This window comes from Polystyrenella longa, assembly GCF_007750395.1.
GTDB classification, from domain to species: Bacteria; Planctomycetota; Planctomycetia; order Planctomycetales; family Planctomycetaceae; genus Polystyrenella; species Polystyrenella longa.
This window is the reverse complement of sequence record NZ_CP036281.1, coordinates 1,328,826-1,353,528: the sequence shown is the minus strand read 5'-3', so window position 1 is coordinate 1,353,528 and position 24,703 is coordinate 1,328,826. Positions and strand designations below refer to the sequence as shown.

Sequence of the window (24,703 nt, the reverse complement as noted above, 5' to 3'; positions counted from 1 at the left end):
TAAACTGTGGTGGCGAAATGTACCCCTCACAGCCCCTCTCTGATCTCAAAAAAGCAGGGAAAAACGCGTGAAGAGAAGTAAACTTGGCCTTAAAATACGTATATAGAGTATACTCTTGAATTCAATCTGTCGGGCCGGAACAGCCTCCGAGAAGGTCCAATGGTTACCAAAACCATAAAAACCTGACTCCCTGATTATCCTGCTGATTCCCCGACCTCGCTAACCATGACTTATATGGTTTTCTTGTTCGTCATTAACCTCACAAAACGACCGACAAACCCAAATCATGATCACTACATTACCCACTTCTTTTCGTAGTTTTGGTTTATGGTGTCTCACGCTCAGTCTCAGTGCGAATATTTTTTTGAGCACACCGATCGCTTACGGAGCAAATGAACCTCCCGAATTTCTGGCGGCCATCGAAAAAGCGAAAGCGTTCCTGCAGAAGTCTTACTCCGAAAAAGCCATTCCTTCCGATGGCCGAACCACCATCTCTGCACTGGCATTGTTAAAGGCAAATGTTCCGCCAGAATCTGCACCCATTACCGGCGCTGTCGGAATAATCACAGCCAAAACGAGTGGTGAAGAATATTTAGCGAATGAAAGATCTAAAGCCGTTTACGAAGCAGGTGTTGATTTGATGCTGTTAGAGGCTCTTGATCATGAGGGGACCCAATATCAGAAGCAAATGGAAATGCTAACAAAATATATTGTGGGTCGCCAAAGAGGAGATGGTGCCTGGGACTACACAAACAAAGATGCAAGAAACGGAGACACGAGCCAGACCCAGTACGCATTGCTGGGTCTATGGAGCGCGCATAAAGCAGGTATCCCCTTTTCTCCATCTGTTTGGGACAAGGCCGCACTATGGCATATACAAGTTCAAGGAGCCGATGGAGGTTTCTCTTATCACCCTTTTCCGGGAAATCGATCCACTCATTCCATGTCTGTCGCTGGAGCTTGTAATATGTTGATCATACGCCGTCACCTGTATCCGGAAGCTAAAGGAAAATGGGGAACTAAACCGGTGGATAAGTCTCAGGACGGGACGCCGAAAAAATTTGGCGTACTGGAAGAAGCTCCTGCAGAAGGATCTGCAATCGAAGAGGCAATTGTGGAAGAAGCGGAAGCACTTTCCGAGGTAGAAAAAACTGAACGTCAAAAAGCAATTGAAGCGATGAAAGATTATCAACCTCGCATCTCGCTCGCTGCGATTGATAAGTCAATTGGAGGCGCAATAGCTTGGATCAACCGCAATTACGCGATTAAAAAAGGCGTCGGTCAGTATCCCTATTATTATCTCTACAGCATGGAACGCATGTGCGCACTCGGAGATATTAACCAGCTGGCGGGGCACGACTGGTACTTGGAAGGTGGCTCGTGGCTCGTCGAAAAACAAAACGCGGATAAAGGGCACTGGTACGAGGGGCACTCCTTAGAAGCAGCCGCAACCGCGTTTGGCTTGATGTTCCTTACCAAGGCGACTGCCCGAACATTAGGAAAGGCACCCAATTTCGGACTGGGGGGGGGAATGCTGACGGGCAATCGGGGTCTTAAAGATCCGAATGAGCCAGAAGAGGAAGAAAGCGAAAAGGATAAACTCGTTAAAAAGAAAAAGGAAGAACCGGTTGAAAAGCTCCTGGCAGACTTAATGAACCCTAAAGAAGCCAACGTCGCCGCGATTGCTGAGGCGCTCGTCGAAAATGTGAACTTTGAAGAGCGCGAAGCACTCATCTCTCAGAAAGAGATCCTCGTCAAGATGGCGGCTGATCCCCGAATGAATGTAAAGCAGATTGCGATGTGGGCACTGGGGCGCACAGAAGATTTGGAAGTCATTCCCATTTTAATCGACGGATTGCTCGTCGAAAACGTAGATGTGAATGTCGAAGCGTTGCTCAGCCTCTGTTTTATGACCCGCCGTCCTAACGGGCTGAGCGATCAGGATGTCAGTCCCGATCAGCTGATTGATCCCACCGTGCAAGGCGAAGACCGGTTGAAAGCAGTGCAGAAGTGGCGAGAAGAGACATACCGTCGCTGGAAACGCTGGTACTTCACGGTTCGTCCTTACAACGAACGAGACGACGTTGAAGAAACGTTCAAGATCCGCGCAGCCCGCTGATCTTGAACTGATTTCCTTCGACCGATGTTACTTTCCGATACGAGCAGTGCTGAGGAAGTGTCCCTTTCAAAAGGAAACTCCGTTATCAGCACCCTCGCCGGTATTGTGCATGGTAGTAAACCGTTGGGAGTCTACTCTTCTGTATTAGTATCAATTTCAACTTCCGCTTCGCCTTCGCCGTCGGCGGGGTCTGTGACTTTGACATCCACGCCAGGAGCATTGATCTCGATTGTATTTTCGGGTTCGCTTTCACAACCCGGCAATGCAACGAAGCCAATCAGGCTTAAAGTCATCATCAATCCCAGAACGTATTTTTTAATTGGCATTGGTAGAGGGTATCCAAAAGAAGTTTAAAAGAGAGTCTGCAGTTCGGTCTCTGTTCCTCATGACAATTGACTCATCAACGAGCAAGTACCCAACAATCAGATAAAAACACTCACGACATTCTCCGCTTCCTGACCGATAAAATCGAGCGTCGCACCCTGTTCACGTGTCTGTTTTTCCGTTCTTGTTGTATTCCTCAAGCCGATTTCGCTACCCGTGATCACTTTAATCACTTCTTTCGCGGACGGAATGCCTGAATTCGATCCTCATTGGTCGTCAGAAAAGGGCCTTCCAAAAGATCGATACAATAAGGAATCGCCGGAAAGACGGCGTCCAGACATTCCGCAATTGCTTTAGGTTGGCCCGGCAGGTTCAGTAACAATGCCTTCCCACGAATTCCCGCGGTTTGCCGCGAGAGTATGGCCGTCGGAACTTTTTCGAGTGAGACTTTCCGCATCAGCTCACCGAATCCGGGCATCATTTTCTGACAAACAGCCTCGGTCGCTTCGGGAGTGATATCACGAAGTGCCGGACCTGTTCCACCCGTCGTGATGACGATAGAGCACTGTTCGACGTCGACCAAATCTACCAACGTGTTTTCGACAATCTGTTGTTCATCGGGAATGACGCGCGGGACTGCTTCCCATTCCGAGGTGAGAACTTCCTCCAGGTACTGACGAATCGCAGGGCCGCCCCGATCTTCATAGTCACCACGGCTCGCCCGGTCAGAGACAGTTACTATTCCAATTCTGGCAGTCACAGAGATACCTTCTTATTCAAACTAAATCAAAAGAAATTCTGTTCGGTAGACGAACACCGTACACGGTCAATCTAAACCTACGCAGTGCGAATCATACGTAAACGGGTCAAATCAATAAAACTAGATTCGGTGCAATCCGTCAGAAATTTATGGTGACTGAAGCTCCTGTTGGAATTCAGAGATGTAGCCTTCACGATCAACTTCATCCAACCAGGGCTGCAGAGTATGCCAGGTGAACAACAACGTTCCATCAACACCCAGTTCACTGGCGATGTGCAGGTAGTCCTTAATCCAGGAGGCGGATTGAATCTTTCCGTGGGACGTTTTTACTCCCAAGCAGAAAGTCACATCAGCCCGACCGTGGTTCGCCTTATTGAGTTCCAATGCGGTCCCTATTCGCTGCTTAAAGACGTCCAGGTATTTGTCACCGTAGTTATCGGGATAACAATACCCTGAGATATTTACCATGTCGATATAGCCTCGCTGAGACCAGAGTGGCCATGGCTGCGCTACCTGATGGTGATCGGCGACATGAGGTCCCCAAGAATAAATGGCAATCTCCCGTTCAGGACGCCCCCTTCGAACAGCGACACTGATCTGGTTTGCCAGTTCAGTAATACCGGTTTCTTTATACTGTTGAATCAGTTCAGCTTCATCTTGTTCTGCCTGCTGTTGTTTCCATTCATCAAAGACTTCTACTGATGCTGCATCCAACAACGTTGGCCGGTTGTAGTACCGCAGGTAGTCGAGCAGAATTCCTTCGGTCGAGTAGCGATCTACAAACTCCTTGATCGAACTAGTAATGAAATCTCGTGCCTCGGGATTCGTCGCGGAGATATGGCCCATCGGTTCGCCTTCCGGAGTACGCAATGCCCATTCAGGATGCTGTTCCAGTATTCCTGTCGGATGATGATGCCCGCACGACAGAACGCAGAAGACAGGGAAGACCTGCAGGTTTCTATTATCGGCTTGATCGATCAGGTATTGCACGCAATCAAAATCAGCGGAGAGGTTTTCCGTAAGCAGTTCACTCGGGTAATACACTTTACCGGAAGTGGTCGTCACATACGGATAAACCGTATTGAAACCACTGGACTGAAATCGATCGAGTGCGTCGTCAATCGTTTTCTGTTTTTCCGGGATCGTTCCCGCAGACTGAAACAGTTTGCCAAAGTTCAAGTACGCCCCCACCACGGGCTGATCGAGATTCGATTTTCGACTGAGTAGATCACCTGATAATTTTCCATACACGCCCCTGCCCCAAACGATTCGCTGTGGTTGCTGATCGATTAACTCCGAGGTCGATAGCTTTTGCTCCGCAATCAATTTCCCGTTCTGCATGATTCGCATCGACTCATCGTCGAGTTCGAAGAGGAATTTCTGCGGTCCTTCGGGCCAGGTCGTGGGAACGGTCAGTTGTCCCGGTTGTTTCAACCGATAGACACGACCATAGTCCTCTAATTCTTCGCCGGAGAGGAAATCAAATTTGGGATCGTATGCAAATCCCGATTTGGATGAGGTCGAAATGTACAACGAATCGTGCATCGTAATGAGGCTGGTGACTCGCTGTCCCCACAGGTTATAAACTTCCGCGACTCCTTTCGTTTCATCTTCATAGGGGTGAACGACTTTGTCTGTAAGTGCAGGATGCTCAAACATCCGCTTAGCAAAGACCCAGTCTTGCTGGTTCTGGTCGTATCGCCAGACTTCTGCCCACGGCCAGACACCGACGTACAAGTCGCCCCCGTAAATCATCAACGACTGGGCTTCTCTTGCGCTGGGACTGACTCCGGAAAGAACGGGAGGCCAGTCCTCCAGTAAGATTAAGCTTTCACCATCATACTCATACAACTCACCCGTAGGATAATGTCCCATCAACAGTCGGTCGTAATAGTTAAGCATCGCGTAAACTTGAAAGCTCGTGGTCATAATCGGCTCAACCAACGGTTCCCATTTCGCTGCTCGGAACCGGTAGACTCCTCCCGTGTTGGTCGCGGCGAGAATGTCGCCGTTTAATTGGCCAAAGGAATAGACAAACTCTTTGTCCGAACGCAACGGCAATGCAATAGCCTTCTCCAGATCAATCGAGAGATCATCCTGATAAGCGGACCAGGGAATGGCCTGCAGTTGATTTGTTTCCAAACGGCGTTCAGCCGTGTAGGTTTTCAGGAAGAGATATCCACCAGCATAGTATCGTTCTCCGATGATCAAGTCCTGATCACTCAAGTCGAGGATCGTTTCGCCGTCGTAATCAATCTTTCGATCTTCTACGTGAAGTATTTTCCCGGCGACGAAAAAGTCGTACTGCGTCATTTCTTCCTTCACGTTCCAATCGGCCGATTCGGAATTCCATTCGTAGAATCGATCATCCTTCGCCGAACGGCCTCGTGCGTAGAGTTGTTCGCGAAGATCGGACAGATAGACACCCGTCGTCTCGTTCACTCGCAGGAGAGGCTCAACTTCCGGTTTCGCCTCTGCCGATTTCAAAAAGAAATGCAGTCGTTCGCGATCATTGCGAATGTAAGAGTTGTAAGTGCCAACGAAGCCAGCTCCGGCAACGACATTCCCATCCGCGTCGTATACCTCAAAGAGCGAACCCAGGTTTTGGCCGTGGTCCTTACCGAAGTCGACTTCCATCTCAACTCGGAGCAGCGGCTCTGAGGAGAATGCTGAATCCGCAAACCAACAACTTAGGAAAGACAGCAAAAATAGAGAACACGCCCAAAGCATATTGTGATCCTTTTAGGTTACGAAAAGTTTTCTTTAATTAGACCGGAATCACGGTATGAAGGCAAACGGGTGTATTGGTTTCGCCTCTCTGCAATTTCGCCCGAACAACGTTCAACCCGAAGGGCCAGTTGTGCCGATTTTAAGGATTGGGCAAGGTCTGTCCGTCGACGGACTTGATGCGTCCTGCCCCACATTTGCGATAAGCACATTATACACAACAACTTAGCTCCCCCGCTCTTGTCAGGAATTTGTATCGTGGAAATGTCGACCCTTCATCCCACTCGTTCCACCAACTGGCTCCGAATGATTTTTTGCTCCCCATTTTTATGGGGAAGTCTGCTGTCGGTCGGTTTTTACGCGACGATTCCTCACATACCTAAATACGATGCACTGCTGAATCGATATTTCTGCAATCACCCGTTGGAATACGCGACCACTTATCTGTTTATGGTGGGGATTGCCTTTTTAGGGATCAAATCGATTCAGATGCGGCGTCAGAAGATCGCCTTCGAAATCGAACTGATCGAGCAGACATATAATCCCAATCTTTCCGCACTGGAAAACGCTCAAGCCCTCGAGATGAAATCGGAAGAGCACATGCAGCTCTTCGGTTCAAGCTGGTTACTCACCCGCTTGCGCGATACGGGTCGATACCTGATGGGTCGGGGAAATAGCAAGGGGCTGGAAGAGCACCTGAAATACCTCGCAGAACTTTCGATTGAAGAGCTCCAGCGAAGTTATGGTTTGCTGCGAACGATCATCTGGGCCGTACCTATTCTCGGTTTTCTGGGTACGGTCATCGGGATTACCGTCGCGCTGGCGAATGTCAATCTCGAACAAATTCAGACCTCTCCCGACCAGGTCGCCAGCGGGCTGGCGATCGCATTCGATACCACGGCTCTGGCGTTGACGTTGTCGATGGGGTTGGTCTTTGGTTCTTTTCTGGTGGAACGATCGGAACAGCATCTGCTTTCCCAAGTGGAAACGTTTGGTATTAAAGTCCTGCTACCGATGTTCTCTCAGGAGGAAGGCAACACGCACGGTCTGTTGCACGTAGAAGCAGAAGCGGCTCAACAGCTCATGCACGAAACGGAATCACTGATCAAGCGGCAGACGGCGCAGTGGCAGGAGTCACTGGATCAAATGCGGCATTCCTGGATGGAAGTCATTGATGAGCAAAAAGAAGAATTGACGGCCCAACTTCATCAGGGCATGCGAGAAACATTACAAAACCATAGCGACCATTTACAGGACTTACGGGGCGAACTGGTTCAGATGGTGGAACGCCTGGGTAACCGGGTAGATGCACAGCAAAACTTGTCACAAGATGCACTGCAGGTGTTGATGGATCAATTTCTGACTCGTTTGGATCAGTCTTCGACCGTGATCAGCACCGAGATCGAACGCGCGGCAGCCGGTAGTGCGGGCCACCTGGAGCAGTTACAGAAACAGGAAGAATTACTGCTGTCGATCATCTCGGAAGAAAAAGAGCTGAACCATTTACAACGGTCGCTGGCCCAGAACCTGGAAATTGTTCGCTCGACAGATACGTTCGAAGAAACATTGCACAGTCTCAACGCAGCCGTCGCCCTGCTGACGACCAAAGCCCGTCGCGCCGCCTGAACCGTTTGAGATACTACGCAGATCAATCATTGCTCGTCCGACGGAATTTTCTTTCGTCATTTCTACCACTCGCATCTAACCTGGATCAACTTCGATGAGTCGACGCCAACAACCGCAGGGAACACAGGTCTCGCTGTTTCCTTTCCTGACGGTTCTGTTGTGCGCGATGGGTGCGTTGATCTTTCTGTTCCTTGTCATTACCCAGCAAATCCGCACCGATACGCTGGCAGCGCAGCAAGTTGTGGTCGAGGAACCAGAACCGACGGTTGAACCTGTCATCGAAGAGATCGAAGAAGTTAAAGAGGCTGAGTCACCCGTCGCAGAAGAACCTGCGCCTCCAGTGGCGGTCGTCAAACCGGAACCTGTCGAGCCGATTGATCCGAACATTCCCTGGCGAACACGCTTAAGCCAACTGAAACAAAACAGGGAAATCCGGCAGCAGCAGCAACGACAATTGCAGGATCAAACACAGAAAATCAAGCAGCAATTGGTCACCTACAAAAAACAAGCCAACCAGACGTTAGCAGAGCAGGCTCAACTGGAAGCCCAGCTGAAAGAAGAACAGGAACGGGCGAAGGAGATTGAGAGCGAGGCCGAAGAACTTGAGTCGCTCGGTGTGGAACTGGAAAAACAGATTGAACGTAAACAAACCGATGTCAGAACGGCTCAAAGCGAGTTTGCCATTATTCCTTACGACGGCCAAATGGGGACAGTGCGACGTCCTATACTGATTGAGTGTGAGGAAGACTCGATTACGTTCCAACCGGAAGGCATCGCCTTAACGGCCGAAGATGTGCGTGGATTTACTTCCCACGACAATCCACTGGCCGCTGGAGCCCAGGCATTAATCGAATTCTGGGAAGAAGAAGATCGCCGCGCGGGTCGAGAAGTCACGGAACCCTATCTCCTGATGGTCGTCCGTCCAAGTGGCTCTGTCTCTTTCTATGCTGCACAGAAAATGCTTTCTTCTTTGAAAGTACAATCGGGCTACGAATTGTTACCCGAATCGTATCCAGTGAAATGGCCTGCCCCAAACGAAGAGGCGACGTCTCGCTGCCGCGCCGCGGTTGAGGGAGCACTCAAGAACAAACCATCCAAACAGGCGATGCGACTGGCCGATTTACAAGCCAATAACAAACACTTATCAGCGGACGAGTTTCGAAACAGGCATCGAGATTCCGGTGGACATGGCTCACTTGGAGCAGCGAACACCCCTTCCGAACCTCCCGCAAGACAGATGCGATTTGATCCGAATATAGGTCGATTCATCGAAATGACACCCGCACCTCGCAGAACAAAATCCCATTGGGAAGAACTTGACGCACGCGTATCGAAGCTCGGCTCTCCTTCCGGAAATAGCCGCGAAGAGCGAAGTGGTTCACCCGGATCCGGATACGCCAATACCGCAGAGGAATTGAAGAATCCGGCATCCTCAGGCAATTCATTGGAATCACAATCTCCGACGAACAATGGTGGCGGTTCGGGTGAAACAGAACTGAAACCAGCTTCGCCATTAATGAATCTCGACGAACAACAGTCCGAGCTTGCCCGACAGCGTCGGTCTCCAGAACCTGCAGAATTAGAGAATGGACTCGAGAATAACGGCTTCGCAAACAACGGTTTCGAAAACAGGGAATTCGAAAACAACGGGTTTGGTCAAAACGGTTCCGGCGATTCGGACCCGGAGATGAAATCGATTCGAGAGATCGATCCACGAAGCGGACTGAACGGCCAGGGAGAGCGCTCTGCCGACTTGGAAGAGCAATACACACGATCTTTTTCCGATTCAAAGCGGCCAACTTTATCCGACTCAACCCAGCAGAGAATCAGTTCTCGTCCCAGTTCACAAATGGGTTCACCGGGATTATCGAATCAAACAGCGCCCTGGTTCCAGGACAGCAATAATAGTTCCTCCGCCCCGCCCACGGATGCGCAGGGACAAAGCTCGATGTTTGGCTCACCACAGCAGCAGGGAGAGGGTGGAGAGCCGAGTCGATTTGAGATGCCCAGACGAATGCGGATGCAACAGAAACTGGAAGTCATTATTGATGGAGAGAAAATCCGAATCGCGGGAGGGCAGCCGATCGACGTCGATATCAATCGGGATGACTTAGAAATTGCCGAAGAATTTAAACAGCAAATTGGGGAGATTGTCTCGACCTGGTCGCGGCTTCCGAGCGGATTTTACTGGACGCCCTACCTGGAGTTTGTCGTCCTGCCCGGTGGAACCGTGACGTTGGAGCGACTGCTGTTGCAGTTACCTACCAAAGAGGTGGACTACGAAACGGAATTTGAACTGGAACGCCCTGCTCCTTTTCAAATCGAGAAACCATTGCTGAACGAATCTGTTGAAGAAATCTTATTGCTGCAGGGCGCGGATTAAACCTGCGCGGCGATGGCCGTGCTGATCCAGAAAAGGTGAACGACGTATGAGTCGGCGACGAACAACTCCCGAGGTCGAAATCGGATCGGACTCCTTCCTCGATATCATTGCAAATATCGTCGGGATTCTGATCATCCTGATTGTTATTGCCGCAGTTCGCGTCAGTCAGTCTCCCATTCCCACGATGAGCATCGAATCAGATGCTTCGGAACCGATCGCTGTTGCGGACGCCGAAGAACCAGAAGCGATTCTGGAAGCAGAAACGGAACCGCAGCCCGAGTCAGAACCGGTCGCCGAGCCGGTCGTCGCTCCAACTCCGAAAGTGATTGAACTGGATGAACAACTGCTGGCCGAGGTGGAGCAACTGGAAGCTCAACTGGTCGATCTAACTGATCAATCCACAGAGCAGTCAGCACAGATCAAAGCGCTAAATGCGGAACTCCAGAAGAGGAACGAACAAACTGGATCTCTGAATCAGCAGGTACAGAAGTTAGTTCAACTTAAAGATCATGCCGAACAAATGCGGGCTCAATTGCAACATTCGCACGACAAAACCAAAAGCCGAATTAATCAATTGACTCGCGTGCTGGAAGAAGTCGAACAGAAAGAATCACCGACGAAAGAACTCCGGCACGAAGTGACACCAGTCAGCAAACGGGTTGCAGGTAAAGAAATCCACTTTCAGGTCAAATACAACAAAATCTCAGTGCTTCCGATCGACGAACTGGTCACCGAGATGAAAGAAGAGATTCCGGACAACCTGAGCTGGATCATGAAATTCAACGAGTACAACGGCGAAGTTGGTCCGATTCGAGGATTCCGAATGACTTACAAGGTCGCTCGCGAGTCGCTTTCTGCAGTGGAACAACTGCAACAGGGGCGGGGCATGATGAAGGTGGGTGTAGAACGCTGGGAGCTAGTCGAAGATGAATTGCTGCTGGCCGAATCTTTCGAAAAAGCATTGGAACCACTTTCTTCATTCCAAGCGGCGTTGCAGCAAGCGGATTCCAATTCGACCTTAACGTTCTGGGTCTATCCCGACAGCTTCGCGACTTTTCAAAAGATCAAAGAAGTAGTGCACCATAATGGATTTCTCATTGCTGCCCGGCCCATTCCTTTTGGAGCGCCCATTGCTGGTTCACCCAACGGATCCCAGTCTGAATCGCAATAGTGAGCCAATTCCAATCAAACTGATCGGTTGATCCAGCGACAAGAGGTGCGATAGATCAACGGGATCGCGATCAAGGTTATCAAGGTTCCCGAGATCAAACCACCGACAACCACACGCGCCATTGGAGCTTGGACTTCGCTCCCTTCACCCCAACCAAACGCAATGGGCAGCATGGCCAGAATGGTAGTCAACGTGGTCATCATGATCGGACGAAAACGGCGAATCGATCCATGCAGAATTAATTCATCCAGGCTGTCGAATTTGTTATCGCGGCGAAGCTGGTTCAAGTAATCGACGAGGACAATGGCGTTATTCACCACGATTCCAGACAAGATGATCAGCCCAATGAAGGACTGTACGTTTAACGTGGTGTTCGTCAACCAGAGGGTCAGTACAACACCGATGACTCCCAGCGGAAGTGCACTCAGAATCATCAGGGGATCCCACAGAGACTCAAACTGGGATGCCATCACCATGTACATCAGCACGACCGCCAGGCACAGTCCAAAGGTGAGTGCTCTGAAACTTTCCTGTTGTTCTTTCCAATTTCCGGCAATGTGAATGGAATATCCAACGGGGAGATCCATTTCATTGATTTCGCGGGTAACATCTTCGACGACCGAGCCTAAGTCGCGTTCTTCGACATCGGCGTGAACGTCCAGAACCCGCTCTTTGTCATTCCGACGGATATTCATCGGAACTTCTTCCTGCTCGAATTCAATCAGGTTGCGGAGGGGAACAATTGCTCCGGAACCGGAACGGACTCCCACCTGCTCCACGTCTGTGATTTTTTTTCGGTCGTCCGGGTCCAGCCTGACGAGCACATTAAACTCATCCCCATCTTCCCGGTAAACAATGGCCTGAGTTCCTTTAACTGAGGTTTCCAGCGCCTGACTGATATCACTGACGGAGACTCCCATCAATGACGCTTTCTCCCGATTGATGCGTGCCGACATTTCGGGACGACGATTCTGCTTGTCAGCTTCGACATTAATCAGACCTGGGATCGTTTCCAGTCTCGTCACCAGCCGTTCGGCGATTCGTTCTGCTGTATCTGTATTGTGTCCGCGAATTTCGAGTTGGAGTTTTCCTGCATTCGAATTATTGGAGATGATCATGCTCATGCCGGACTGAGAGTTAGTCCGCACGGTCACCTTCATTCCAGGCATCGCACCGATTTTGTCCGCCATCTCTTTGCGAATCTCTTCGATCGTGCGGGTTCGTTCGGACTTTTTCGGGAACTTCACACGGTAAATGCTCTCGTTCCAGTCATCTGCATCATTGGCCGTTCCCCCGACAGTCGTCGTGACGAGTTTTTCCTCTTTCACTCCGGTTTGAATCAGTTTTTCGAGTGCGAGTGCCTGTTCGTTTAATTGTTCCACCTGAATTCCCGAAGCCATACGGGCGATGATGATCAGATCTCCTTCGTCGGTCTCCGGAAAGTACTCGGTTCCGATTCGAGGCATCAGACCAACACACAATGAAAATGCGAGCAACAAAGCGAACCCAACTGGATTGGCGTGACGCAAGCAGAGGCCTAATGTCACGCGGTAGGTCGCTTCCATGACATTAATAACAGCGGAGTTCAAGCGGTGTATGGGTCGCAATAGAGAGAATGGCTCTTTGGTCTCGGATGAAGAAGCAGCCGAATAATTTTTCAACCAGTAAGCCGTCAGTACTGGCGTCAGGCTGAGGCTGCTGATCAACGAACAGAATAGAGAGAAGGAAACGACCCAGGCCATCTGCTCCAAAGTAATACCGGTCCGGCCTTCGATGAACAATAGGGGCAAAAACACGATCAACGTTGTTAACGTACTGGCGACAATCGCCGAGGCAACTTCGTTGGTCCCCTTCACAGCCGCTTCCCGGATTTCCATCCCATCATCAATTTTACGAAAGATCGATTCAATGACCACAATGGAGTTATCGACGAGCAATCCAATCCCCAATGTCAGTCCGCCCAAAGTCACCAGATTTAATGTGTAACCTTTGAAGTAAATCAGGACGATGGTGGCAAGGATGGCGAGCGGTATGGAGATGGCAATCACGAATGTGCTGCGCAGGTTCTGCAAAAAGACGAATAGCACTACGACAGCAAGCGCCATCCCGTACAAACCGGTTTGCTGCATATTGGCGATGGAATCTCGAATGAAATCGGCCCGGTCGAATTGCAGAACTAATGTTCCATCTTGCGAAGAGCGGTTGTAATTCTCGATTTCTTCGTGAATTTTATCACTCACTTCGACGGTATTGGCACCAGTCTGTTTGTAAATCATAAACATGATCCCGGGCACGCCATTGACCCGGGTTCGTTCGGTTCGTTCTTCTTCACCATCAATAACATCCGCGACGTCGATCAAGCGGATCATCGATTTGTCATCCGAACGAACCACAGACTGTTTCATCTCGGTGATATTCTGGAATTCTCCTTTACTGCGAACCAGAAGCTGGATATTCCCCTGTTCGTAGTTCCCTGCCGGTTGATTAATACTTTCCCGCCTCAACGCCTCCACAACTTCGTTCACACTCATGTTGAGTGATTCAAGTTTATGGCGGTCGAGGTTGATTTGAATTTCCCGGCGATGATGTCCACGGATTCGGGCAGCGGCGACACCTTCGATCCGTTCCAACATGGGAAGCAAGGTTTCTTCGGCGTATTGCGACGCAGTGATCAGGTCTTCCTTGTCACCCAATTGATACGAAACAAACAGAAGGGGACGATCGTTGCTGTTGTACTTACGCACGACGGGAGCGTCGACTTCATCGGGCAAACCACGTCGGGCACGATCGACACGGGCACGCATGTCACTGGCGGCTTCATCAAGATCAGTCCCCCAGGCAAACCGGGCAAAGACCCGACAGTTGGCTTCGGTCACGAAGCTGGCGACCTGCTCGACTCCAGAGACAGTGCTGATGGCCTGTTCGAGCGGGCGGGCAATTTGTGTTTCAACTTCTTCCGGCCCCGCACCGTCATAAACCGCTTCGATGGTCAACGTCGGATAGGTAAACTCCGGCATCAAGTCGATTGGCAATCGCTCGAATGCCGTGTATCCGAGAATCAACACGACCAGACTGCACATCAAGGTGGTGATCGGACGATGGACCGATATTTTGGTCAAAGACATAAATCAACTCTAGGGGGTAGCAGGCGGATTGAAACTGAATGTTATTCCGCAGCGCTGGCGGTCACTTTTTCACTTAGCGGAATGACCGCACCCAATTTGGATTGGGGAGCGACGACTTCGGGATCGGGAACGGCGAGTTTCTGATCCCGATCAACATGATCAAGAACAGCGACTTCATCGCCATCATCGACCATTTGACTTCCCAGGGCGACGATACGATCTTCCACACCGACACCGGAGACAATTTCAATATATTCACCGTCACTAGCGCCCGTTTCAACTTCACGCAAGGAAGTAACGGCGGGTTCTCCTTCGACAACATATAAGCTGGTTTTGTCTTTATGTTGGAGTAAAGAAGCGATCGGCAAAACATCTGCCCGGGGAATGACGTTCGTTCGAATTCTCACGCGACCGTGCATACCTGGTTTCAGGGCGAGGTCGGAGTTGGGAATTTCAATGTGGACTTCAGCCATACGAGTTGTGGGATCGACTACGGGTGATTTACGAACCACTGTTCCTTTAAAAACGGTTCCCGGGAACGTGTCCGTCCGAATTTCGGCCGTCTGTCCCATACGAACTTTTTCGTAATCTTTTTCGACGATATTGACGACGGTTTTCACCTTGTCGATGGAAACGATCCGCATAATTTCTTTTTCAGAGGAAACGAGATCGCCCACATGGGTGAAGCGTTGTGCGACAAACCCAGTAACGGGCGATAGGACGCGCATCTGCTTCAAGTTCATTTCGCTGGAATTGTGATTGGCAATCGCTTGATCGACTTCCGCCTGTTGCAATTCCAGCTCAGCCTGAGAAATTTCAAACTGAGCTTTGGCCGCTTCCAGCTGTTGACTGGTGGCCACTCCCGATTTATCCAGTTCTTGCTGACGACGGTAGTTGTTGAGGGACTGATCGAGCTTGGTCTGCTGGGCTTTCAGTTTCGCCCGGGTCACTTTCAGTGCCGCGGAAGTACTGGCAACCAGTTCTCGCTGTTCTGATTCATCCAGCACAGCGACGACGTCACCTTCTTTAACTTTATCCTGCACGTCAAACGGAAGACCTACCAGGTAACCTTCGCCCCGAGTATAGATTTGAATATCGGCCGAAGCTTCAAGACTGCCGACCAGATCGACGGACTCGATGAGGTCCCTTTTGGACAAATGAGTTACCTCGACGGCCATCGCGGTCTTGGGTTTCTCTTTTGTTTCCAACGCGGGTTCCGCATTCATAGAGTCGCGGTACATCATCCAGCCAGCGCTGATGCACGTCAAAATTGCTAGAGGGGGCCACAGAAATTTCATGTTAAACGTCCCGTGCAGGTTGGTTGAATTCGACCTCGCCGCAAACAGAGCACCGCTTAACTCGCTTGTTCTCTCCACGTTCTGAATTGAGAACATGATTTAGATCATCGAGTTCACCGAGAATGCCGGAACCATGCCGAAGAGGACATAGTCACTGGCAACCGGACGTGCCGCATGCGGGAGGAAACATTCAATAAGAGGAGTTCACTCGAATTAACGACCAACCGTGGTTCCAGCCCTGGAGGCTTTTGTCTGGAAGGTCAGCCGGTGAATGAAATCGCTCGGAGGGTTTCGTATCAGGTAGGAATAAGTGACTGAAGGTGTGTGAAAATCAGTCAGGTGGGTCCTGCGGAGTCGGTTCCGGAACTGCTGGTGGACTTCTCTCTCTGATTCAAGAGGGACAGAGCCAGCTCCTGAGTCGGAAGTCGATGTCACCAAAGCCCATAGGGAACGGCAGGATGCATCAATAGTTGTCTATCTATTAAAACCGATTTCGAGGCGAATCGCAATGTTATCTCCCGGAAATGCAAAAACGGACCGAACACTTCCCGTGCCTGCCCCGCCCTTTTGTTCAGGTATTAATTTCCCAGACAGGTATACACTGCGGAGAGCATTCTCCCTCTTCAGGAACTCTGGCTCCGACCTATATTTTTGCTCTTACTTGTTTAAAGCCTAAGGTTTGCAGCAACCGAGCTGATGTGTTTCCTTGATTTCCCACTTATAGACGACTTTGTCGACTTCGTAATTCTCTTTTTTCAGCTTCTTAACAGTGATGATTTTCCCGCATGCTGGTGCAGCAGGTTCGCATGGATCGGCTAGACCGCATGCCAGCGCGCAAAGTTGTTTCCAGGAGAAATTAACCTGGGGAACACAGATGTGTTCGCACTCGACTTCAAAACAGGTCTTCTTCTCTTTTTCAATTGTGGTCGACGGACAACAGATCAGGATCTTCGAACAACCGGAACAGGGTGTGTCACAACTTCCGGCCGGTTTCAGACTACCTGGATCGGCGTAACCCTCTGTGGAGGCGAATCCGAGTAGTCCCAGGCAGACGGCAAAAAGAAATAAACGCATTGGTGGGCTCCCTTCACGTTTTGATATTTAAAATAGTTCGGTCGCATCTTTTGCATAGCGTGATTGCAAAGCTTCGCGACATTCTCCTAGACAATTTGCTCGGCAGCCTCGCTTAAAAATCAACCATGAATCGAGTACCCACGATTTGATAATCACCGCCAGTCAAGGTGAGATTGTTACTGTCGACCACGTTGCGATCTGAGATTTGACCGTAAATGTAGTTGAACTGCATTCGGGCATTTGGATTCCAGTGCCAGTTCAAACCGAAGGTTACACTCTCGCCAATACCACCGTAGACGGTTTCATCGGAGAGGTCGCCGTAAGAATATCGCAGAGCAACCTGCCAGGCACCCCAGCCTCCTCCAGTGCCGCCGGAACAACGATCTACCATGAAGAAGTTCTCGAACGGCTTCACCCGTCCCAACGTACCGGTCTTACGGTCCCAGGGAATATGTTCCCCCGTAAGGAAGTAAGAAGCATAAGCATACCCGCCATGAAACTGCATATCGGGATTAATGCCTTCTTCGTTTTGCATCCATACATACTGGTACTCACCCACCAACTGCAGCGGCCCGACGTTAAACACGCTTTCCAGTCCGGCCAGTTCATACCACTCAGCCCCGTTTATACGGCCCGTATCGAGCCAGCGGCTGGTTGAGCGCGCTTCTGGACGAGTCCGAAATCGGGCCTCGTTCTGATCGCGTCCAAGATTGTTAGGAGCGTCGCCCCCTGTACTGCCATCGGGATGAGCGACTGTACCTGCGATACCGAAGTGAGCATATCCACGACCGTCCGAGGCTTCGTCGTACCACCAGGTATGAGCCAGGCGTCCAGCGATTTCTGATTGATACTGGTCACTGATATAGTTACCTTCATCTTGTATCAGCCGCAAATTGTAGACACCGAAACGCCAGTTGTAAGCCTGGTCCTCGGATACACCATAGGAGACAACGCCCAGACGGCGAGAGTCCTGATTGAACGCCTCAATCACGAACGGTCGTTCCATGAAGACGTTGTAGCGGCTGCTGTTCAAGTGATCGAGACCGTAAGGACGCTTCTGGTTACCGATGACCAGTGTCTGCAGAAACGGCAGGTGTTTGAAGCTGAGAAAAGCATCGCGGAATTCGACGTCGTTTCCGCCCGCGAATTCCATTTCGATTTTGTAACCCATGTTATCTTTGATATCACCAGCAACTCCGAACCTCAGTCGGCGAAAGCCAATTCGATCGTCCGTGTCGTTATTCGAATCGCCCGTCTCAAAAGCTTTGGTCGCAGGAGACTCTCCGGGGAAAGCCCAGTGATCGGCATGAATACGCCCGGTGAGCTTCATGGTGATATCTTTTCCACCCGGTTGAACACTCCCCTTGATCGCCTTCTCCAGATCCTTATTGACCCCCAACTGCTCTTCCCACCGTTTTTCGGTTTCGTTGATGAACTCATCAAAGTCTCCCGCGTCAGAGGACTTCTCTTCGTCTGACGAATCAGCCGACGGAGCGGGTGGGGGATCCTGAGCGGAAATGAACTCGACGGTGTTGTGATCGTTCGATTCCAGCCTCTGCTGATTCTCTTCGAGCACTTTCAACTTTGCTTCGAATTGATCGATACGACTTTCAGACTCTTCCAGTCTTTTCAAGAGGGTGGAGACTTCTTCAGCCGTATAAACGGTCTTCTCCTCGGCAACAGCCAGGTCCCCCCAGGCTGCGCCAGCTATCATTATTGCTGCTAAATATTTTGGCCACCCTTGCCGCAACATTAGAATCAGAATCCTTACTAGGAGAGCATTTTTTTGGGAGGGAAGAAAAACCTATTTCGGCTTGGAAAATCGATTTTTCTCCTCATTGCTGGAGGTCATGCACAGGCACTGGACTGATCTCCTAGAATAGTTTTCGGCCTCTCATTACACCTGAATTATTGCAATAGTCGATACACTTCCATTCTTAACAAGAAACGCTAGAACCAAGCGATTCTCTACTAGCGTTAAAGGAAGTAATAACGCCGTATCTTGCCAGCGCAACCTACTCTCTCTGATCGGACCAGAATTGGAATTTTAATGCGTAAAGCTTTGCGCGCGAAGAAATCGAGAGTCTGCAAGGAGCGTATCCACTTAAGGAATGAGTCTCGAACAAGTAGCGAGAGAGCATAATGCCTGATACCGTGTCAGTAAAAGGACCTGGCACGGGGCATCGTTCCGACGAAGGAATCTTGATCCAAAGCCGAGAAAACTTACTCGACCTCGTCTCTCGAAGCGGGAAGATCGATGTGCGTCAGGTCGTAACCGTCGTCGATGTGGGTGTTATCTTCGAGGCTCAATGAGTCTGTCTCGTGCTGATCTTTTGCTCGGAAGAAGACGCGAATAGGAACTTCCTTAAACGGGAGTTCTTCCCGGAGAATACCATGCAGGTACCGTTTCCAGGTTTCGTCAAAGAGTTCAGGATGGTTGCACTTGAGGACAATTGTCGGTGGTTGCACACCAACTTGCGTGGCGTAGTAGATCTTGGGACGTTTGTTCTGTCGGTACGGAGGCGGATTCAGTTTCATCGCGGCCCGAATCAAGCGATTCAGTTTACCAGTCGAAACCCGTTCCATTGCCTGTTTGTAAATCGCCTGAGTCAGGTTAACCAACTGCTTGATGTTCCGGCTATCCTGAGCGGTGATGAACGCAATCGGCACGTGGCGCAACTGAGCGAATTGAGCCGTCAGATACTCGGTCCATTTCTCCGTCGTCATCTCAGCATCGGTGCCCAGGTCCCATTTATTCACAACGAAAATACAAGGTTTGTATTGCTTGACGATTTCGTCGGCCAGCTGTTTTTCCAGACGCGAGATTGTGTTCGTTGCGTCGAAAAACAAGTAAACGACATCGGCGCGACGGATGCTGCGTTGTGCCCGGACCAGTCCATAGAATTCGATATCGTTGGCCAGGCTCTTTTTCTTACGTACTCCAGGTGTATCGATCGCGACGAACGTTTTACCGTCCATATCGAATCGAATGTCGATGCTGTCGCGCGTCGTTCCGGCGATCTCACTGACAATGACCCGCTCTTCCTGTGAAAGAGCGTTGATGAACGTACTCTTCCCCACATTACGCCGACCAACAATGGCCAGCTTCAGTTCCGGTTGAGAACTTCGTGCGATTCCTTCTTCGGCTTCATGCTCATCGGCTGGAGGTAAATTCTCGACGATCCCCGTGAGTAAGAGATCCTTGTTCCGTTTCGCCGTGACAGAGGTCGCAATGATAGGTGCGTTCAGGATCGACAGGAATTCAAAGACTTCCTGATCGAGCTTGGGAGAATCGCATTTATTCGCGATGAGCAACTTGGGCCGATCAATATGTCGGATACGCTGGGCGACTTCGCGGTCGAGAGGCGTAATTCCGGTTTGTGCGTCGACGACGAACAGTAACAAGTCCGCTCGCTCAATGCCGAGGTTGATCTGTTGTTCGATCTGATCGGATAAGTCGTCCGAATCGACGACACCGATTCCGCCGGTATCAACCATTTCGAAGTATCGGTCCCCGACGTGCATAAGATAATTGACGCGATCGCGGGTCACACCGGCGGTGGGATCGACAATGGAAATCTGCTTCCCGGCAAGCCAGTTGAACAGAGAACTTTTGCCGACATTCGGACGACCAACGATGGCCACAGTTTGGACAGACATCAAACAGCTCGACTTTATGGATATTCTGGAATCCGGCCGTTGCCGCTGCGATCCGTTGAGGACGGCAGTTGGGGGTCAGCGGGATTGGCGATTTTTCGGGAGCGTCCCAGTACCAGGAATACAAAAATCCCCGGGGAGCTTTGAAAACAGACGGGCAGCGATTCACGCTTGTGAGAACCGGTCTACAAATAGAAACCAGGCGGTATCTCACCTGGACAGGAAAAGAGGTCGGGACCCTCCAATTGCATCTTTCCTCTTCTATGTTCGACTGTACTCGAAGCCCGACCCGCTTTCCAGTCGCCTATGCAAGTAGCCCCATCGGAAGGGGGAAAATAAGTGCCACTTTCCACATCAACCACCGTCCATATGAGGCAATTCGCCCTTTTCAGACGCGATCCCTACCCGCCCCATTCCTCGATCTGGTACAACAAAAGGCAGATATTCCAGCAACTGCATCGAGATAACCTGTGTCTGATTACTCCTTTAAGAACGAACTGCTCCACTGGGGGCCCTCTGCAGAGGCGGATCCCCCTACTCTTGCGGATAGTCAAAGCTACTGCCGGCGGATTACACGATCCCACTACGAGAATTTTCCCGTAGTCAGCTGGCTGTTGCCCCGAAAATGGCATCAGGACTTCTATAACGTTTACGCGTGGTGCCGCTGGGCGGACGATCTCGGAGACGAAGTCACCCCCGATCTGGCTCAGCAAGTAGGCAAAACTCCCACCGAATTGCTCGACTGGTGGCGAGAAGAGCTACTCCGCAGTTACGCCGGCGAAGCCCGGCACCCCGTGACCATTGCGCTCACCAACACGATTCATCAATGTAAAATCCCTCAACAACCTTTCCTCGATTTGATCTCCGCATTCCAGCAGGATCAAGTCGTCACGGAATATGAATCCTGGCCGCAATTGCTTGATTACTGTCGACGAAGTGCCGACCCGGTGGGTCGACTGGTGCTCTATGTCTGCGAAGCTTTTACGGAGGAACGAGGCACCTGGTCCGACAGCATCTGCAGTGGATTACAAGTCACGAACTTCTGGCAGGATGTTGCTCGCGATGATGACAAAGGACGAATTTACCTACCTCGGGAAGACCGTGAGCAATTTGGGTATTCACGCGAAGACTTCAACCAACGCCTGGAGAACGACTCCTTCCGGGAGCTAATGATTTTTGAAGTGAACAGAGCCCGCGAATTAATGCTCGCCGGTAACCCGCTGATCTCTCAGTTGAACGGTCGGTTGAAAAAAGAGATTCACCTCTTTCAATTGGGCGGGCTGAGGATTCTCGAAAAGATTGAGCAGATCGATTACCGGGTCTGGACCACCCGACCCAAACTGAACCGCAGTGACCTCCCCCTGCTTCTCTTCCGAGCCATGTTCGGAAAATAACCTGAACCGGAGGATCATAATTCTTTGATTGAAAATGTGATAACCCGCAGGCATTCTTGCCAATTGTCCTGAAAATGCCCGAGCAACCCATTGCTGGGCGCCACTGCTGGACGAGCCAAACTGTGGCACCCTGATGACGCATTTCGATTTCATCGTCATGGTAGCTGTATGGGGAGATGCAGCATAAGGAATTGATTAAGTACGGTCGTAGTTCTTCACCTCTTCCGCTCGATCCTTTAGGATGAACACTTCTTTGTTTTTCCCGTCCCCTTCTTCACTGTTGAACCGAGAAATCTTCCAATGCCTGCTGACCAAGTCACTCCGCCACCGCTCACTCTAGAGCAATCTGCGCGGTACTGTCAGCAATTAACTCGGCGACGGGCGGGCAACTTTTACTTCGCCTTTCTAACTCTTCCCAAACCCGACCGGCGGGACATGTCGATTCTGTATGCCTTCATGCGGCATTGCGACGACATCGGTGACGATCCGGACAAAACCATCGAGGCACGCCGCACTGAACTCGAACAATGGCGAACCGTGACGAATGCAGCCCTTGCTCAGGGCGATAAGCTGGAGTTTCATTCACTGCTCCCCGCCTTCGTTGATCTGGTCGAGCGTAAAGCGATACCTCACGAGTTTTTGCAAGCAGTGATCACTGGCGTCGAACGAGATCTGCACGAAGGCTCGGTCCAAACCTTCGAAGAACTGGAAGACTACTGCTATCACGTCGCGGGTGTCGTCGGTCGTTGTTGTGTGCATGTCTGGGGACTTAATCCGAATAGCCGATTCGAAGACGTCTATCCCCTCGCCGATTCCTGCGGTCTCGCCTTCCAACTGACCAACATTCTCCGCGATCTACAGGAAGACTCGCTATTAGGCCGATGCTATCTTCCGCAGGGAGATTTGGACGATCATCAAGTCACGCGTACACATCTTCTGGAAGGGCTCAATGATCCGCTCTTCCAGTCACTGATGAAATTCGAAGTCGCCCGCGCCCGTGAGTACTATGCCCAGGCCCAGGCCCTCTTTGATCACATTTCCCCTACTGGCAAACCCGTCCTCGGCGCCATGATCAAAATCTATGGTGGCATCCTGGATGAAATCGAACGTCGCCACTACGACGTCTTCACTAAACGGGTTTCGCTGTCGTATCCTCGCAAAGTGAGCATTGCGCTGGGAGCGATGTTGCGCCGAAGCAAATCTTAAGCTTCGCTGAGTATCAAACAGGTTCACTCTGAAAAACTGGCGGACCTGGCGGCATCCATCACCAAACGCGGGGGGCCCACCAGACGGTGCTGACGCGTTGGTAGCAACAGGGGTTGTACCAGGGCATCGGGGCGACATAGTAGACTGGTTCTGCCGGTACAGGAGTTTTCCGTCGAGTGGCGGGGTTGCTTTTGGTGGTGCGACTGCTCACCTGAATGGGGGACTGCACGTCGAGGGCGAAGTCAGTTCCGGAGACTTTGGTTATCTGAGCCCCTTTACCCGTACGTACAGCGGTAGTGGTCAATCGGAAAGAGCGACTGGCTCCCGGTTCGATTTCGGGGATGTTCAAAGTCAGTTGCCGACCACGAGGATATTCCAGTTCGTCGGGCAACGTCGTTTGCAGTACGACGTTGTGCACACGGGCGCGTCCGGCGTTGGTCACGATGAACCGAATAGGTACGATTTCTCCTTCCGTCACCTGTCCGGGTTGATCGACTTTGACACGCAGTTTAGGCCGTTCCGGCTCGGGTTCAGGTTCAAATTTAGGGGCTGATCGGCGGGGTTGCTGTTGGACTACAGGTTCTCGTTTCAGCTCGACGGGAGGAGCTTTAACGACGGGAATGCGTTCGATTCGGATCTCGCGACGGTCACCCGGAGCAAGATCGCGAACAGTCCAGAACAAGGTTCCCTGTACTAAATGGGTGAAGCGCCCCTCTTCGGCCAGACGGTAGTCCTGAGGAATATCTTCCTGAAACATCTTCTGGCTGAGATGAGTCTCCCCTTCATTCGCAACCTGCACAGTGAAGTAGTCTGGTTGGTCTTTAGAAGAAGACCCTTGGGGGTAAACTTTCTTGATCGTGAATTTCTCAACCGGTTCGGGCACTGGTTCCGGCTCAATCGTTAACGGTTCTGCTGGCTGTTCGGGAACATCGAGGCTGAAGTAAGGCTCTGCTTCCGGTGGATCAAATCGAACGGTCGGTTCGTAATCATTGATGTTCAAATCCGACTCGACGATGGCGGGGGCGACAGGCGTACGCTCCTGATAAGCAATCCAGATATCTCCCTCATCGCTGCGGCGCATCGGCGCGAGCATGCGTGGAGTCTGTTCGACAAATTGTTCGTTCAATGGAGGTCGGACAATACTGAGTGATTCGATGTGAATCTTAATTTCAGCATCACCAATTGCCGACTCGTCCGTGATAAACAGGAATTCCGGTTCACTCGTGGATGTCCCCAGATCCGTTATTTCTGGTTCCGCCTGTGCTGTTGGAATCCACCAACTGCGGAGAAACAGAAAGATCAAGAGAATAATGCCGATGGTCCCGCAAACGGTCGTAAACAACCAGGCGCGATGGTCACGAAAATTCTGATAGAACACGAAGGGTGCCGCGCGAACTTTACGCGAACCTTCCGCGATGACACCGGAAGAGCGATGTTGTCGATTCCGTTCTTGCCGAGTCGAGCGTCCACGACTGAAATGATACCAGGCACGAGCGCAGTGCAGGCGCACGGCCCGCCATTGCAGCATTAACCAGAACCAGAGACGGACGAGAAGCCACGCTCCCGGTATCAGACTGAGCAAGGTAAAGTCGGATTCGTCAACGTCCTGACGGCGGTTTTGCCGGTCGACATCTTGTCGGTTATGGGGATCTAATTGCACGGTTCTTCCTGAACCTCATCAACTTTAAAGTGGGCAATAAAGAGGGAAAACCAGATATTCTGCCTCTTGAATTCTTCAGGGTATGGACGAGATAGCAAAAACAGGGAACCTTGGAAAGACCGATTTCTCCACGGTCTCCTTCACATGATCACTAGTTCATTAAAAACTCGTCTTGATCA

Annotated in this window: 15 protein-coding genes; 6 read left to right on the top strand and 9 right to left on the bottom strand. The window is 50.9% G+C overall.

Annotated features, from left to right (window positions below):
- Positions 1-286: 286 nt before the first annotated feature.
- Positions 287-2,119, top strand: coding sequence for a hypothetical protein (locus tag Pla110_RS05125; RefSeq protein ID WP_144993895.1), 1,833 nt, complete (start codon positions 287-289; stop codon positions 2,117-2,119).
- A gap of 131 nt (positions 2,120-2,250) precedes the next feature.
- Here the strand turns inward: Pla110_RS05125 and Pla110_RS05120 are convergent, their stop codons facing one another.
- From Pla110_RS05120 to Pla110_RS05110, 3 genes are all read right to left on the bottom strand, one after another.
- Positions 2,251-2,445 carry a hypothetical protein gene (locus Pla110_RS05120; protein ID WP_144993893.1) on the bottom strand — a complete coding sequence of 65 codons (195 nt, stop codon included), beginning with the start codon at positions 2,443-2,445 and terminating at the stop codon, positions 2,251-2,253.
- Between the two features lie 227 nt (positions 2,446-2,672).
- A complete protein-coding gene (mog, locus tag Pla110_RS05115; RefSeq protein ID WP_144993891.1) occupies positions 2,673-3,203 on the bottom strand; it encodes a molybdopterin adenylyltransferase in 531 nt (176 codons plus the stop codon).
- Between the two features lie 147 nt (positions 3,204-3,350).
- Positions 3,351-5,840, bottom strand: coding sequence for a family 10 glycosylhydrolase (locus Pla110_RS05110; RefSeq protein WP_197440515.1), 2,490 nt, complete (start codon positions 5,838-5,840; stop codon positions 3,351-3,353).
- Positions 5,841-6,194: 354 nt separating this feature from the next.
- Between Pla110_RS05110 and Pla110_RS05105 the strand changes: the two genes are divergently transcribed.
- The 3 genes from Pla110_RS05105 to Pla110_RS05095 all read left to right on the top strand — a co-directional run bounded on the left by Pla110_RS05105 (position 6,195) and on the right by Pla110_RS05095 (position 11,110).
- Complete coding sequence (locus tag Pla110_RS05105; RefSeq protein WP_144993887.1) at positions 6,195-7,556, top strand: MotA/TolQ/ExbB proton channel family protein; 1,362 nt, start codon at positions 6,195-6,197, stop codon at positions 7,554-7,556.
- 94 nt (positions 7,557-7,650) lie between these two features.
- Entirely contained in the window at positions 7,651-9,939 is a 2,289-nt protein-coding gene (locus tag Pla110_RS05100; RefSeq protein WP_144993885.1) for a hypothetical protein, read from the top strand.
- Positions 9,940-9,985: 46 nt separating this feature from the next.
- Entirely contained in the window at positions 9,986-11,110 is a 1,125-nt protein-coding gene (locus tag Pla110_RS05095; protein WP_144993883.1) for a hypothetical protein, read from the top strand.
- Positions 11,111-11,124: 14 nt separating this feature from the next.
- Here Pla110_RS05095 and Pla110_RS05090 read toward each other — a convergent pair whose 3' ends face one another.
- From Pla110_RS05090 to der, 5 genes are all read right to left on the bottom strand, one after another.
- Positions 11,125-14,235, bottom strand: a complete 3,111-nt coding sequence (locus Pla110_RS05090; protein ID WP_144993881.1) for an efflux RND transporter permease subunit — start codon at positions 14,233-14,235, stop codon at positions 11,125-11,127.
- 41 nt (positions 14,236-14,276) lie between these two features.
- Complete coding sequence (locus tag Pla110_RS05085; protein ID WP_197440513.1) at positions 14,277-15,533, bottom strand: efflux RND transporter periplasmic adaptor subunit; 1,257 nt, start codon at positions 15,531-15,533, stop codon at positions 14,277-14,279.
- A 672-nt stretch (positions 15,534-16,205) separates the two neighbouring features.
- Positions 16,206-16,607 carry a hypothetical protein gene (locus Pla110_RS05080; RefSeq protein WP_144993877.1) on the bottom strand — a complete coding sequence of 134 codons (402 nt, stop codon included), beginning with the start codon at positions 16,605-16,607 and terminating at the stop codon, positions 16,206-16,208.
- 112 nt (positions 16,608-16,719) lie between these two features.
- Positions 16,720-18,321, bottom strand: coding sequence for an OprO/OprP family phosphate-selective porin (locus Pla110_RS05075; protein WP_144993875.1), 1,602 nt, complete (start codon positions 18,319-18,321; stop codon positions 16,720-16,722).
- A gap of 509 nt (positions 18,322-18,830) precedes the next feature.
- Positions 18,831-20,267, bottom strand: coding sequence for a ribosome biogenesis GTPase Der (gene der, locus Pla110_RS05070; protein WP_144993873.1), 1,437 nt, complete (start codon positions 20,265-20,267; stop codon positions 18,831-18,833).
- Positions 20,268-20,734: 467 nt separating this feature from the next.
- On the opposite strand from der, the gene hpnC reads away from it, so the two are divergent.
- Together hpnC and Pla110_RS05060 are read left to right on the top strand one after the other, a co-directional pair.
- Positions 20,735-21,658, top strand: a complete 924-nt coding sequence (gene hpnC / locus Pla110_RS05065; protein ID WP_231742919.1) for a squalene synthase HpnC — start codon at positions 20,735-20,737, stop codon at positions 21,656-21,658.
- A 300-nt stretch (positions 21,659-21,958) separates the two neighbouring features.
- Positions 21,959-22,864, top strand: coding sequence for a phytoene/squalene synthase family protein (locus Pla110_RS05060; RefSeq protein ID WP_144993871.1), 906 nt, complete (start codon positions 21,959-21,961; stop codon positions 22,862-22,864).
- A gap of 58 nt (positions 22,865-22,922) precedes the next feature.
- Here the strand turns inward: Pla110_RS05060 and Pla110_RS05055 are convergent, their stop codons facing one another.
- Positions 22,923-24,524 carry a DUF11 domain-containing protein gene (locus Pla110_RS05055; RefSeq protein WP_144993870.1) on the bottom strand — a complete coding sequence of 534 codons (1,602 nt, stop codon included), beginning with the start codon at positions 24,522-24,524 and terminating at the stop codon, positions 22,923-22,925.
- Positions 24,525-24,703: the final 179 nt, after the last annotated feature.